Origin of the sequence: Streptomyces sp. NPDC006235, assembly GCF_040613735.1 — a bacterium.
Lineage (GTDB): Bacteria > Actinomycetota > Actinomycetes > Streptomycetales > Streptomycetaceae > Streptomyces.
Genome location: NZ_JBEXSR010000009.1, coordinates 197791 through 211422, shown reverse-complemented (window position 1 = coordinate 211422; position 13632 = coordinate 197791). Strand labels below are relative to the sequence as shown.

14 protein-coding genes and 1 pseudogene are annotated in these 13632 nt (G+C 71.2%); 6 read left to right on the top strand and 9 right to left on the bottom strand.

What is annotated here, in order from left to right; translation table 11 throughout:
• Nucleotides 1–193: 193 nt before the first annotated feature.
• The 7 genes from ABZ192_RS14470 to ABZ192_RS14440 form a co-directional block, all read right to left on the bottom strand.
• A complete protein-coding gene (locus ABZ192_RS14470) occupies nt 194–1573 on the bottom strand; it encodes an 8-oxoguanine deaminase (RefSeq protein WP_356924810.1) in 1380 nt (459 codons plus the stop codon).
• Between the two features lie 119 nt (nt 1574–1692).
• A complete protein-coding gene (gene pucL / locus ABZ192_RS14465) occupies nt 1693–2616 on the bottom strand; it encodes a factor-independent urate hydroxylase (protein ID WP_356924809.1) in 924 nt (307 codons plus the stop codon).
• Between the two features lie 6 nt (nt 2617–2622).
• Nucleotides 2623–3015: a hydroxyisourate hydrolase gene (uraH, locus tag ABZ192_RS14460; RefSeq protein ID WP_356924808.1), complete on the bottom strand. Its 393-nt coding sequence runs from the start codon at nt 3013–3015 to the stop codon at nt 2623–2625.
• Nucleotides 3016–3022: 7 nt separating this feature from the next.
• Nucleotides 3023–3532 carry a 2-oxo-4-hydroxy-4-carboxy-5-ureidoimidazoline decarboxylase gene (uraD, locus tag ABZ192_RS14455; protein ID WP_356924807.1) on the bottom strand — a complete coding sequence of 170 codons (510 nt, stop codon included), beginning with the start codon at nt 3530–3532 and terminating at the stop codon, nt 3023–3025.
• 160 nt (nt 3533–3692) lie between these two features.
• On the bottom strand, nt 3693–4061 hold the full coding sequence (locus ABZ192_RS14450; protein ID WP_010039054.1) for a helix-turn-helix domain-containing protein: 369 nt from the start codon (nt 4059–4061) through the stop codon (nt 3693–3695).
• Nucleotides 4058–4309: a hypothetical protein gene (locus ABZ192_RS14445; protein ID WP_356924806.1), complete on the bottom strand. Its 252-nt coding sequence runs from the start codon at nt 4307–4309 to the stop codon at nt 4058–4060. The genes ABZ192_RS14450 and ABZ192_RS14445 overlap by 4 nt, the downstream gene beginning before the upstream one ends.
• A 200-nt stretch (nt 4310–4509) precedes the next feature.
• Nucleotides 4510–5139, bottom strand: a complete 630-nt coding sequence (locus tag ABZ192_RS14440; protein WP_356924805.1) for a LysE family transporter — start codon at nt 5137–5139, stop codon at nt 4510–4512.
• Between the two features lie 200 nt (nt 5140–5339).
• Between ABZ192_RS14440 and ABZ192_RS14435 the strand changes: the two genes are divergently transcribed.
• The 5 genes from ABZ192_RS14435 to ABZ192_RS14415 all read left to right on the top strand — a co-directional run bounded on the left by ABZ192_RS14435 (nt 5340) and on the right by ABZ192_RS14415 (nt 10069).
• A complete protein-coding gene (locus tag ABZ192_RS14435; RefSeq protein WP_356924804.1) occupies nt 5340–6161 on the top strand; it encodes a TIM barrel protein in 822 nt (273 codons plus the stop codon).
• 26 nt (nt 6162–6187) lie between these two features.
• Complete coding sequence (locus ABZ192_RS14430; protein ID WP_356924803.1) at nt 6188–7084, top strand: 2-hydroxy-3-oxopropionate reductase; 897 nt, start codon at nt 6188–6190, stop codon at nt 7082–7084.
• 200 nt (nt 7085–7284) lie between these two features.
• Nucleotides 7285–8742: a catalase gene (locus ABZ192_RS14425; RefSeq protein WP_356924802.1), complete on the top strand. Its 1458-nt coding sequence runs from the start codon at nt 7285–7287 to the stop codon at nt 8740–8742.
• 313 nt (nt 8743–9055) lie between these two features.
• Complete coding sequence (locus tag ABZ192_RS14420) at nt 9056–9295, top strand: hypothetical protein (RefSeq protein WP_356924801.1); 240 nt, start codon at nt 9056–9058, stop codon at nt 9293–9295.
• Nucleotides 9296–9451: 156 nt separating this feature from the next.
• A complete protein-coding gene (locus ABZ192_RS14415) occupies nt 9452–10069 on the top strand; it encodes a TIGR04222 domain-containing membrane protein (RefSeq protein WP_356924800.1) in 618 nt (205 codons plus the stop codon).
• 79 nt (nt 10070–10148) lie between these two features.
• Here the strand turns inward: ABZ192_RS14415 and gcl are convergent, their stop codons facing one another.
• Nucleotides 10149–11933: a glyoxylate carboligase gene (gcl, locus tag ABZ192_RS14410; protein WP_356924799.1), complete on the bottom strand. Its 1785-nt coding sequence runs from the start codon at nt 11931–11933 to the stop codon at nt 10149–10151.
• A 211-nt stretch (nt 11934–12144) separates the two neighbouring features.
• Between gcl and ABZ192_RS14405 the strand changes: the two genes are divergently transcribed.
• A complete protein-coding gene (locus tag ABZ192_RS14405; RefSeq protein WP_356924798.1) occupies nt 12145–12921 on the top strand; it encodes a hypothetical protein in 777 nt (258 codons plus the stop codon).
• On the opposite strand, the pseudogene ABZ192_RS14400 reads toward ABZ192_RS14405, so the two are convergent.
• Nucleotides 12848–13601, bottom strand: a pseudogene (locus ABZ192_RS14400) (alpha/beta fold hydrolase). The gene ABZ192_RS14405 and the pseudogene ABZ192_RS14400 sit on opposite strands and share 74 nt — an antisense overlap.
• Between the last annotated feature and the right edge of the window lie 31 nt (nt 13602–13632).

The following is a 13632-nucleotide window of genomic DNA, read 5'->3' as shown; positions in this document are numbered from 1 at the left end:
CTGCGCCGGATGACGGCCGTGGGTGTCAAGGAGGTGGTGCGGGCGGTCGTGCGGGACCGGACATGCGGGACGGGGGTGGCCGTTCCGGGGCGCACGCGTGTACGCGCGCCCCGGAGACGACCGCCGTGGACCCCGCTCGGGTCCGCGGCCACCGGCCGGGAGCCGTCCCTCCCGGCCGGAGTCATCGGGGCGTTCAGGCCTGCGCGGCGATCCTCGCCAGCCGCCGGGCTTCGTCCCGCGTGGCGCGGGCGATGGCGTCCTCGTCGGCCGTGAGCAGCCGCCCGTCCTCGACGATCTGCCGGCCGTCCACGAAGGAGGCGGTGACCGGTGCCGCCGCGCCGAAGACCAGGGCGGTCACCGGGTCGGCGATGGAGGCGTGGGCGAGCGTGTCCAGCTTCCACAGCACGAGGTCGGCGAGCTTGCCGGGCTCCAGTGAGCCGGTCTCCGCCGCCCGGCCCAGCACCTGGGCGCCGCCGTACGTGCCCAGGCGCAGCGCCTGGCGGGCGTTCAGGGCGGCCTCCTTGTGGGCGCCGAGGCGGTTGATGAGGAGGGCGTTGCGCAGCTCGGTGTGGAGTTCGCCGGACTCGTTGGACGCGGTGCCGTCGACGCCGAGGCCGACCGGGATGCCGGCCGCGAGCATGTCCGGGACGCGGGCGATACCGGCCGCGAGGCGGGCGTTGGACGACGGGCAGTGCGCGACGCCGGTCCTCGTGCGGGCGAAGGCGGCGATGTCGGAGTCGTTCATGTGGACGCAGTGCGCCATCCACACGTCCTCGCCGAGCCAGCCGGTGGACTCGAAGTAGTCGGTCGGGCCCATGCCGAACAGTTCGTGGCAGAACTTCTCCTCCTCCACGGTCTCCGAGCCGTGGGTGTGGAGCCGTACGCCGAGGCGGCGGGCCAGCTGGGCGCCGTCCCGCATCAGTTCGGTGGAGACGGAGAAGGGCGAGCAGGGCGCGACGGCGACCTGGGTCATGGCGTCGAAGGAGGAGTCGTGGTGCTGCCGGACGGTCTCCTCGGTGGCGGCCAGCGCCCCGTCGAGGGTCTCGACGGCGAAGTCCGGGGGCAGGCCGCCGTCCTTCTCGCTGCGGTCCATGGAGCCCCGGGCGAGGGTGAAGCGGACGCCCATGTCGCGGGCGGCGCCGATGATCGCGCCGGACAGGTCGCCGGAGCCGTGCGGGAAGACGTAGTGGTGGTCCATGGCCGTGGTGACGCCGCCGCGGGCCATCATCGCGAGCGAGCCCTGGGCCGCCGCGCGCACCATCGGCTCGTCGATGCGCGCCCAGACCGGGTACAGCGCGACCAGCCAGTCGAACAGGTTGTGGTCCGTGGCCAGACCACGGGTGATCCACTGGTAGAAGTGGTGGTGGGTGTTGATCAGTCCGGGGGTGACGAGGTGACCTGAGGCGTCGATACGGCGTACGACGTTCTCCAGGCCCTCGGGGGCCTTGCCCGCGCCGACCGACTCGATGCGGTTGCCGGCGAGGACGACGTGCCCGGAGACGTACTCGGTGTCGTCGGCGTCGACGGTCGCGATCGCACAGTTCTCGATGACGATGCGCCGGGCTGCTGCCATGGTTCGTCCTTTGCGCTGGGGTGGAGGGGGCACGGCAGGACCCTGGGATTTTGAGTGCCGTGGCCGAGGAGGAGGGTTCCCCGGCCACGGGTGCCGAAAGAGGGAACGTCAGGAGGACGTCAGAGGTTGGTGAGGTCCACGGGGATCTTCGCCTCGCAGCCGTCCCGCAGGATCGTCGCCTCGATCAGGCCGTAGGGCCGGTCGGCGGCGAAGTACACCTCGTTGTCGTTCTGCAGGCCGAACGGCTCCAGGTCCACCAGGAAGTGGTGCTTGTTCGGGAGGGAGAAGCGGACCTCGTCGATCTCGCTGCGGTTGTTGATGATCCGCGCGCCCATCTGGTACAGCGTCTGCTGGAGCGAGAGCGAGTACGTCTCGGCGAAGGCCTGGAGCATGTGCTTCTTCGTCTGCTCGTAGGACTTCTCCCAGTGGGGCATGCGCTGGTCGTCGTCGGTCCAGTTGAACCGCCAGCGGCCGGAGACCTGGGTGGCCAGGATGCGGTCGTAGGCCTCCTTCAGCGTCGTGTACTTGTCCTTGACGTAGCCCCAGAACTCGGAGTTGGTCGAGTTCATCACGACGAGGTCCTTCAGGCCCGAGATCACCTCCCACGAGGAGCCGTCGTAGGTGATCTGGGTCAGCCGGGTCTCCTGGCCCTTGCGGACGAAGGAGTGCTTGACCTCGTCGGCGCCGATGAACTGCGAGTTGGCGTCGGAGGCCTCGATCCGCTCCCAGGCGTACTCCTCGATACGGATCCGGGCCCGGTGGATCGGCTGCTGGCTGGTGACGAAGTGGCGGGCGAGGTGGATGCCGAACTGCTCGGCGGACTCGATGCCGTACTCCTTGGCGAACGCGTACACCGTGTTCTTGGTGGTGTCGGTGGGCAGGACGTTGGCGTTCGAGCCGGAGTAGTGGACCTCTTCCATGTCGCCGCTCAGCGACACGGAGACGTTCAGGTCCTTGATGTGGTGGGTGGCGCCGTCCCGCGTGATCTTGACGACTCGGTTCTCGGCCTTGCCGTACTGGTTCTGTCCCAGAATGGTGGGCATGAGTAGCTAGCTCCCTCGGTATACGGAGTAGCCGAACGGGTTGAGCAGCAGCGGTACGTGGTAGTGCTCCCCGGGCGTCACGGCGAAGGTGATCGCCACCTCGGGGAAGAACACGGCACCGCTGTCCCGATTCGCGGGGGCGTCCTGCTGCGCATCGGCTTGCTTCTTCTCGAAGTACGGCTCCACCGCGAAGTCGAGCCGTACGTGGGTGGTGCCCTCCGGCAGCGCCGGCAGGTCCTTGCACCGCCCGTCCGCGTCGGTCGCGGAGCCGCCGAGCGCCTGCCAGCCGGCCTCGCGCCCCGAGCGGGCGGAGAGGTGGACGGCGACGCCCTCGGCGGGGCGGCCGGCGGACGTGTCCAGGATGTGCGTGGACACGGATGCGGTGGCGGAGGTGCTCATGCTGCGGTCAGTCCTCTTCGACGAGTCGGGCCAGACGGATGCGGTTGATCTTCCCCAGTTCCGTGCGGACGATCTCGCGCTCCCGCTCCGGCGTGTTGCCGAGCCGTTCCCTGACCGCGTCGCGCATCTGCTCGCCGGTCCGTCCGGTGGCGCAGATCAGGAAGACGTGGCCGAACTTCTCCTGGTAGGCGAGGTTCAGCTCCAGCATCTCCGCCTTGAGCGCCTCGGAGGCGCCGGCCATGCCGCTCTGCTCCCGGGCCGAGGTGGGGTCGCCGGGTTTCGGGCGGCCGATGGGCGGGTGGCCGGCCATCGCCTCCGCGAGGTCGCCGGCCGTCAGCTCCGCCATGGCGGCGTCGCTCGCGTCGTACAGGGCCTGGCAGGCGGCGTAGGGGCGGGCGGCGAGCAGGCGCTTCGCCCACGCCGTGGAAGCGCACACCTCGTGGAGCGCGGTGAAGGCCGCGTGCTCCTCGAGGGCGTTGAACCGGGCCAGGCCCGGCGGCATGGAAGTGGACGTCACGGGAGCCTCCGTGGCCGGGTACGGCCTTCGTGCTGAACGGGCGTGCCGATAGCTAACGCCCTTCCGCGACAGCACGTCAACAGTTTGTTGAAAATTCCGCGTGACGAAACCCGGCGAGGCGGCGGAACCCGACCAGGGGGGCGAAATCGGGCGGGCCCGGTCAGGCCCCCTTCTCGCGGTTGAGGTAGTTGTAGACGGTGAAGCGGCTGACGCCCAGGGCGCTCGCCACGGTCTCCACACCGTGCCGTACGGAGAAGGCGCCGCGCGCCTCGAGTATCCGCACGACCTCCTGCTTGGCCTTGCGGTCCAGGTCGGCCAGGGGCATGCCCTTGCGGCGCTCCATGGCGGCCAGGATGTGGTCGAGGGAGTCGGCGAGCTGCGGTAGCCGTACGGCGACGGCGTCGCGGCCCTCCCAGGACAGGACGACGTCGTCGGGGCCGGCCTCGTCGGGCGGGATCATCTCGCCGCCCATGGCGTCGACCAGGGGCTTCACGGCCGCGATGAACGGCTCGTCCCCGGCGCCGCTCACGCCTCGCCCTCCCCGATCACGTTGACCTGGAGGGAGACCCGGGTGGCGCCGGCCTCCAGGGTCTTGCGCAGCAGCGCGTCCACGGCGGTGAGCACCGCGTCGGCACCGCCCTCGGCGGTGTTGCCGAACGGGCCGACGTCCACGGCGTCCAGTTCGGCGGCCTCCACGACCTCGCGGGCGACCAGCGCGTGCGCGGGTGCCTCGTCGAGGTCGAAGGGCTCGGTCGTGAACTCCACTCTCAGTCGCATGCTGCCCCCAGAACCGTCGTGACCTGTGCGACCCTAGCCGACGCCGGGGCGGACCGGACCGCCCTGGATACGGGCACCTTTCCCGCTCACGCGCGGGCACGCCCCTGGCTCTCCATTGTCCTCAGCCGCCGGGAAGCGGGCCGCCGGAACGCGGGCCGCCGGGAAGCGGGCCGCCGCACACGGCGCGGTCTCGCCCTCCGTCAGCCGACGGCCTGGTACGCGAGGACGCCGCCGAAGAAGATGACGCCGACGCCCGCCAGGAGGTCCACGCCCTGGAGCATCCGGGAGGTGAACCAGCGGCGGAACAGCATGGCCCCGGCACTGAGGGTGGTGAACCACAGCAGCGTGCCCGAGCCGACGCCGACGAGCATGGCCAGTGAGTCCGCGAGCGTGTCGGTGACGTTCGCCGCCGTGGCGGCGGCGAAGGCCGCCGCCCAGTAGCCGATCGTCGCCGGGTTGGCCGTCGTCGCCGTGAGAGCGGTACGGAAGGCCTCCCACGGCTGCACCGTCTCACCCTCGGTGTCGACGACCGCGCTCCTGGCGCGGAAGGCCGACCGCACCGAGCGGACGCCGAGATACGCCATGACCAGGGCGCCGGCGAGCCCCAGAGCGGTCCGCAGCACCGGGATGTCCAGCAGCTTGCCGACACCCGCGAGGCCGAGGCCGGCGTACAGCACGTCGACGGCCGCCGCGCCGAGGCCGATGGCGAATCCGCAGAGAAAGCCGTTGCGCAGAACACTGCGCACGCACAGCAGCCCGATGGGACCGAGCGGCAGGGCGACGAGAAACCCGAGTCCGAGACCCGCGCTCCAGGCCGGAACCACACTCACCGTCCACTCCCCCGCCGCATGGCCGAAGCGTACCCAGCGAACACACGTCGGCCCTCTGCTTTTCCGGCCGGCCTCGGCCGGGACGTCCTCGCGGGGTCCGCCTCCGCCCCCTTGACAAGTCACGACACGCAACGGCAGTCTTCCGGTAAGCAGAATCCAACTTCCACATTGCGGAAACCCCCGGAAGGGAGCGCGGCCCGATGGGATTCGCAGACCAGCGCTTCAACGTCAACCTGTCGATCCTCTTCACGGAACTCCCGCTCCTGGAGCGCCCCGCGGCCGCCGCCGCGGCCGGCTTCACGGCGGTCGAGCTGTGGTGGCCCTGGATCGACTCGCCCACCCCCGCACAGGCGGAGCTCGACGCCCTGAAGAAGGCCGTCGAGGACGCGGGTGTCCAGCTCACGGGCCTCAACTTCTACGCCGGCCGGCTGCCCGGCCCCGACCGCGGCGCCCTGTCGGTCCCGGGCGAGGAGTCGGAGAGGTTCCGCGCCAACGTCGACGTGGCGGCCGGCTTCGCCGCCTCCCTGGGCTGCACGGCGCTCAACGCCCTGTACGGCAACCGCGTCGAGGGCGTGGACCGGGCCGAGCAGGACGCGCTCGCGCTGGAGAACCTGGTGCTCGCGGCCCGGGCCGCCGACCGGATCGGCGCGACCTTGCTCATCGAGGCGCTCAACCGGCCCGAGTCGCCTGCGTATCCGCTGGTGTCCGCACCGGCCGCCGTCGGTGTCGTCGACAAGGTCAACGCCACGACGGGGCTGGACAACGCCCGCTTCCTCATGGACCTCTACCACCTGTCCATGAACGGCGAGGACCTGCCGCAGGTGATCGCCCGGTACGCCGCGAAGACCGGCCACGTCCAGATCGCCGACAACCCGGGCCGCGGCGCCCCCGGGACGGGCTCGCTGCCCCTCGAAGACCTCCTCGACCAGCTGAACAAGGCGGGTTACGACGGCTGGGTCGGCCTCGAGTACAAGCCGGGCGACCGCCCGAGCGCCGAGGCCTTCGACTGGCTGCCCCGCTGACCCCCGCACCGAAAGGCATCCCCATCATGACCACCACCGCTCTGCCCAAGATCGCCTGGATCGGCCTCGGCATCATGGGCTCCCCCATGTCCGAGAACCTCATCAAGGCGGGTTACGACGTCACCGGCTACACGCTGGAGCGGGAGAAGCTGGACCGCCTCGCCGCGGCCGGCGGCACGGCCGCCGGTTCGATCGCTGAGGCCGTGCGGGACGCCGACGTCGTCATCACGATGGTGCCGGCCTCCCCGCAGGTCGAGGCCATCGCCTACGGCCCGGACGGCATCCTGGAGAACGCGAAGTCCGGCGCCCTGCTGATCGACATGTCCTCGATCACCCCGCAGACCTCGATCGACCTGGCGAAGGCGGCGAAGGACAAGGGCATCCGCGCCCTGGACGCCCCCGTCTCCGGCGGCGAGGCCGGCGCGATCGAGGCCGTGCTGTCCATCATGGTCGGCGGCGAGCAGGCCGACTTCGACCAGGCCAGGCCGATCTTCGAGGCGCTCGGCAAGACCATCGTGCTGTGCGGTCCGCACGGCTCCGGCCAGACCGTGAAGGCCGCCAACCAGCTGATCGTCGCCGTGAACATCCAGGCATGCGCCGAGGCCGTGGTCTTCCTGGAGAAGTCCGGCGTGGACCTGAAGGCGGCCCTGGACGTCCTGAACGGCGGTCTCGCCGGCTCGACCGTGCTGACCCGCAAGAAGGACAATTTCCTCGGCCGGGACTTCAAGCCGGGCTTCCGGATCGATCTGCACCACAAGGACATGGGCATCGTCACGGACGCCGCCCGCACCGTCGGCGCGGCCCTGCCCGTCGGCGCCGTGGTCGCCCAGTTGGTCGCGTCCCTGCGTGCGCAGGGCGACGGCGGCCTGGACCATTCGGCACTGCTGCGGGCCGTGGAGCGGCTCTCCGGCGCCCAGGTCTGACCCCGCGATCCCTCCGGGGGTCTTCCATACTCCGGGCGGCGTCGCCGCTGACACCTGTCCTGTCGCGCCCAAAGCGGCGGCGCCGCCCGGACCCACCCATGCCCACCGCTTCAACAGACTGTTGATGCTCTGATCACCCCGACCCTAGGCTCCACGAAGCGGAAACATTTTTCCGCTGCCCTCTCGTACGGAAGGTCACGATGTCGCAGCGCGTGCTCACCACCGAGTCCGGCGCCCCCGTCGCCGACAACCAGAACTCCGCCACCGCCGGCGTCGGCGGCCCGCTCCTGCTCCAGGACCAGCATCTGCTGGAGAAGCTCGCCCGCTTCAACCGCGAGCGCATCCCGGAGCGCGTGGTGCACGCCCGGGGTTCCGGCGCCTACGGCCACTTCGAGGTGACCGACGACGTCACCGCCTTCACCCAGGCCGACTTCCTCGGCGAGACCGGGAAGCGGACCGAGGTGTTCCTGCGCTTCTCGACCGTGGCCGACAGCCTCGGCGGCGCGGACGCCGTGCGCGACCCGCGCGGTTTCGCGGTCAAGTTCTATACGGCCGAGGGCAATTACGACCTCGTCGGCAACAACACCCCGGTGTTCTTCATCAAGGACGCCATCAAGTTCCCGGACTTCATCCACTCGCAGAAGCGCGACCCGTTCACGGGCCGTCAGGAGCCGGACAACGTCTGGGACTTCTGGGCGCACTCCCCCGAGGCCACGCACCAGGTGACCTGGCTGATGGGCGACCGCGGCATCCCGGCCTCGTACCGGCACATGAACGGCTACGGCTCGCACACCTACCAGTGGACGAACAGCCGGGGCGAGACCTTCTTCGTCAAGTACCACTTCAAGACCAACCAGGGCATCCGCTGTCTGAGCAGCGAGCAGGCCGCCGAGCTCGCGGGCAAGGACCCGAACTCGCACCAGACGGACCTGCTCCAGGCCATCGAGCGGGGCGTGCACCCGTCCTGGACGCTCTACGTCCAGATCATGCCGGCGGCCGAGGCGGACGGTTACCGCTTCAACCCGTTCGACCTGACGAAGGTGTGGCCGCACGCCGACTACCCGCTCCGGCGCGTCGGCCGGCTGGTGCTGGACCGCAACCCGGACAACGTCTTCGCCGAGGTCGAGCAGGCCGCGTTCTCGCCGAACAACTTCGTGCCGGGCATCGGCCCCTCGCCCGACAAGATGCTGCAGGGCCGCCTGTTCGCCTACGCCGACGCCCATCGCTACCGCCTGGGCGTCAACCACACCCAGCTGGCCGTCAACGCGCCCCGGGCCACGACCGCGCGGAACTACGGCCGGGACGGCCTGATGGCGTCCAACGCCCAGGGCCGGTACGCCAAGAACTACGAGCCGAACTCCTACGACGGCCCGGTGGAGACCGGCCGCCCGCTGTCGGCCCCGCTGGCGGTCACCGGCCACACGGGCACCCACGCGGCGCCCCTGCACACCAAGGACGACGACTGCTTCCAGGCGGGCGAGCTGTACCGGCTGATGTCCGCCGAGGAGAAGTCCCGCCTGGTCGCGAACATCGCCGGCGGCCTCTCGCAGGTCTCCCGCGACGACGTGATCGAGAAGAACCTCGCGCACTTCCACGCCGCCGACCCCGAGTACGGGCGGCGCGTGGAGGAGGCGGTCCGCGCCCTGCGCGAGGACTGAACTCCCTGACCGCGTCCGACCGCGCGGGGCGACCCGGATGAGGGGTGGTCGCCCCGGGCACGGACGCGGGCAGGGCGCGGACCGCGGCGGAGCGTGAGCCAGTGCGGTGGTGAAGGACCCGGCCGGGCGTCTCGACCTGAGGGAAGCCCGTCCGGACTCCGTCGCGCCCGCCGCGGTCCCAGCACCATCACCAGCCCACCCCCGCAGACCCGTCCGGCGGCGCGAACGTCCTGTCGCGCCCAGCCTCGCGCCGTCGGACGGCCAGCCCGTCCCCCGGGGTGCGGAACCGCCCCCGCAGGAGCAGCCTGAAGGCATGGCACCTCCACCGACCGAGCACCCGCACGTCGTGGTCCACGCTCCCGCCCTGGACGGATCACGGCGGGTCACGCTGGGCGACGAGCCCTTGGGCGTCGCCACACACGTCGACGACGTGGCGGAGATCCTCCGGCTGGCCGACCTCTACGTCACCGACGTCGAGGAGAACGACCTCGTCGAGTGGCAGGGCGGTGGCCCGGACGACTGGCCGGGACTCTCGGAGCACCACGGCACATGAGCGCGTACGGCACCGGTCGTACCCGCCGTACGGAACCCTCAAATGAACCTCTGAACCCGGCCCCGGGGGCTTCAACCGCCCCCGGGGCCGGGCACATTCTCGGCACACGGGACCCGCCGGCACGGGGGCGGCGGGCCCCGGCACGGGGGTGAAGCCATGGATGACGGTACGGCGCTCCGCCTGGAGCCGCACGAGATCGCACTGCTGGGGGACGGTCCCCGGGCCGCCGTCACCGTCGCCGTGGTGGATCTGTATCTGCGGGGCCTGGTGGAGGCGGACCGGCCGGGGACGGTGCGGGCGGGCATCGCGGACGCCGTGAGCGCGGAGCGGCCGCCCTCTCCCCTGGCCCAGGAGGTGCACGCCTGTCTCCACGAACCCGCCGGTCTGCGGACGTTGGTCAAGGACCCGGGCGTACGGCTCGCGGTGGCCCTCATGCGCATCCCGCTCGCGGAGGCGGGCCTGCTGCGCTACCCGCTGCTCGGCCCGACGCGCGGCGCCCGACGCCATGTGCGGGACCTGCGACAGCTCCACCCGCTGCCCGCGAGCAGACGCGGCCTGACCGACCACGACCGGCTGCTGGCCGTCGCCCTGCACGGCGAGGCGGCCCTGCGGCTGCTGGTGCCGCGCTTCGCCCTGCGGGCCGGGCTGATCCGCCGCGTCGAGGTGGGCGGCAAGAGCCTCCTCAAGCACTCGCGCGGTCCCTACGGAGGCGGCAGTGCGGGCCACGCCTACTGCGGCGGGGGCGGAGGCGGATGCGGGGGTGGGGGCGCGTAGTGAACGCGTGAACGCGACAGGGGCGGTCCGTCCTGGAGGACGGGCCGCCCCTGTCGTACGCGGGTGTCGTGCGCGGGTGTCAGACCTTCAGCGGCTTGATCGAGGTCGGTGCGTGGCCGGGCTCGGTGGCCAGCTCCTCGAACTCCACGACGTTGCCGATGTCGTTGGTCGTCGACATGGAGATGTTGGTGACGCGCTCCAGGATCGCCTCGACGACGACCGGGACCCGGTACTCCGCGGCGAGCTTCTTGGCCTGCTCGAACGCGGCGCCGAGTTCGGCCGGGTCGGTGACGCGGATCGCCTTGCAGCCGAGACCCTCGGCGACCTTGACGTGGTCGACGCCGTAGACGCCGAGCTCGGGCGCGTTGATGTTCTCGAACTCCAGGTTGACCTGGAAGTCGATGTCGAAAGCCCGCTGCGCCTGGCGGATCAGGCCCAGGTAGGAGTTGTTGACGAGGACGTGCACGTACGGGATCTTGTGCTGCGCGCCGACGGCCAGTTCCTCGATCATGAACTGGAAGTCGTAGTCACCGGAGAGCGCGACGACGGAGGCCTCCGGGTCGGCCTTGGCGACGCCGAGCGCGGCCGGGACGGTCCAGCCGAGCGGGCCGGCCTGGCCGCAGTTGATCCAGTGGCGGGGCCGGTAGACGTGCAGCATCTGGGCGCCGGCGATCTGCGAGAGGCCGATGGTGGAGACGTACCGGGTCTCCGGGCCGAAGGCCTTGTTCATCTCCTCGTAGACGCGCTGCGGCTTGATCGGGATGTCGTCGAAGTGCGTACGGCGCTGGAGGGTCGCCTTGCGCTCCTGCGCCGAGGCCGCCCAGGCGGAGCGGTCGGGCAGTCTGCCGGCCGCCTTCAGCTCGCGCGCCACCTCGACGAACAGCTCCAGCGCGGCCCTGGCGTCGGAGGCGATGCCGTAGTCGGGGGCGAAGATCTTGCCGATCTGGGTGGGCTCGATGTCGACGTGGACGAACGTGCGCCCCGCCGTGTAGACGTCGAGTTTGCCGGTGTGGCGGTTGGCCCAGCGGTTGCCGATGCCGAGGACGAAGTCGGACTCCAGGAAGGTCGCGTTGCCGTAGCGGTGCGAGGTCTGGAGGCCGACCATGCCGGCGTTCAGCTCGTGGTCGTCGGGGAGGACGCCCCAGCCCATGAGGGTGGGGACGACCGGGGTGCCGGTCAACTCCGCGAATTCGACGAGCAGTTCGGCGGCATCGGCGTTGATGACACCGCCGCCCGCGACGATCAGCGGCCGCTCGGAGGCGTTCAGCATCCCGATCGCCTTCTCGATCTGGGCGCGGGTCGCGGCGGGCTTGTAGACCCCGAGCGGCTCGTACGTCTCCGGGTCGAACTCGATCTCCGTGAGCTGGACGTCGATCGGCAGGTCGATGAGGACCGGGCCGGGGCGGGCCGAGCGCATCAGGTGGAAGGCCTGCTGGAAGACGCCGGGGACCTGCGCGGCCTCCAGCACGGTCACGGCCATCTTGGTGACCGGCTTGGCGATCGAGGCGATGTCGACGGCCTGGAAGTCCTCTTTGTGGATCACGGCGGTCGGGGCCTGGCCGGTGATGCACAGGATCGGGACGGAGTCGCCGGTCGCGGAGTACAGGCCCGTGATCATGTCGGTGCCGGCCGGGCCGGAGGTGCCGATGCAGACGCCGATGTTCCCCGCGTGGGTGCGGGTGTAGCCCTCGGCCATGTGCGAGGCGCCCTCCACGTGGCGGGCGAGGGTGTGGTGGATGCCGCCGGAGGCCTTGAGTGCCGCGTAGAAGGGGTTGATCGCCGCGCCCGGGACACCGAACGCGTCGGTGACGCCCTCACGCTTGAGGATCTCAACTGCCGCGCGGGCAGCGGTCATTCGAGCCATCGAGTACTCCTGCTTCGGCTGTCGGATTCGCACTCCCGTCGCGCCCTGCGGTGAGCTCTTCCGTATTGCGGAAATAAACTTCTACTATCTGGAATGAATGTATGTGGGGTGGGCAAAGGGCGTCAAGAGAGGGGGCAAGCGGCGGACAGGCGGGGCCTCATCGGCGCACGATGGACGCGCAGTCCCTATGTCACGCCGTACGGGAGTGGTCATGGCCGAGAGCGTGCCGGTGCGCTGTCCGTCCTGCCGACGAGAACACCGCTTCACGGCCCCGTCGTACCCGTGCGTGTGCGGAGCGCCCGTCGCTCCACGGCTCGACCCGGACGGCACGGTGACGCCCGTCTCCCATCGCGTCTGGCAGGACGACTGGATGACGGTGCGCTGCGCGTCCTGCGGCCGACGCGGGGAGTGGCCGCGGCCGGAGGTGGGGTGCTCGTGCGGGGTGGTGCTGCGGGTGCCGGTGGTGGAAGGGCGGGGCGCGGCCGGGCGGGACGGCGCGCAGGGCGGGAGTGCCCAGACCGGCCCCCTCGACGCCGCAGCCGCCGTCGAGGGGGCCCCTGCATCAGCCGGTCCCGCCGACGGTACCGGCACGGCCCGGCCGCCCTTCCGCTCCGTCCCGGTCCGTACCGCGCTCGACGCCGTCACCGCCGCCGCGCTCTATCTGCGCTGGCTCGGCTACCGGGGCGTCCGGCGGGCGGATCAGCGGCCGCCGTCCGGGATCGGTCTCGCCGCCCGCGGCGTCGTCGCGCTGGTCGACCCGGCCGTGCGCCCGGCGACCGTGCGGGACGTGGAGTGCCTGTGGCTGACGGCCATGACGGAGTCGGCGGACTGCCTCTGCTTCTCCCTCGCCGGGTACGCGCACGACGCCCGGTCCCGCGCCGACGCCCTCGGCGTCCCGCTGTTCGTCCTCGACCTCACCGGCACACCGCGGCCGGTGAACGCCCCGGCCGGGGCTCTGACCCGTCCTGGTCCTCCTTCTGGTCCGTGAGCGCCGCCGCGGTGGCGCGGGCGAAGGCTTCCGGGTTGTCCAGCATGACCGGCCTCGGGCAGCAGGAAGGTCCGGGGGATCCTTAGGTCCAGCAGGAGTTCGTGCATGGTGGGGACGGTGCCGCGGACGAGGTGGACCGCGCTGCGGTGCAGGGCTTCCCGGACGGCCAGGCGCATCGTGGACCACCAGTGGGGGCCGACCCGGTCGCGCACCTCTTCCCATCCCCCGGCCAGGAACTGCTGCTCGGTGTAGGCGGCGATCGCGCTGCTGCCCGACGATCCGGCGGCGCGCGGTATCGGGTCGAGGTTGGCGTCGACCAGAACCAGACGGGAGACCAGGTGGGGATGGCGCGCGGCCAGGACGATGGCCACCGAGCCGCCCATGCTGTGTGCGATCAGCTCCGTCCCGGTGACGCCCGCGGCGGTGAGCGCCGCGGCGAGCGCGTCGGCGTGTGCTTCCAGGGTGTAGTCGAAGCTCGTGGGCCCGTCGCTGATGCCGTGCCCGAGCAGGTCGACGAGCAGCGAACGGTGACCGGCCAGCAGGGGGTGGACCGCGATGTGGGTGAAGTAGGCGGGCGATGTGGCGCCCAGGCCGTGCACGTAGACGCGTGGCGGTTCCTGTCCCGGCAGTTCGACCCAGCGGATCCGGTCGCCCTCGGGCGTCACGGCGGCGTCGCGCACAGTCTGCTCCCCCTCGCGGTGGAAGTCGGTG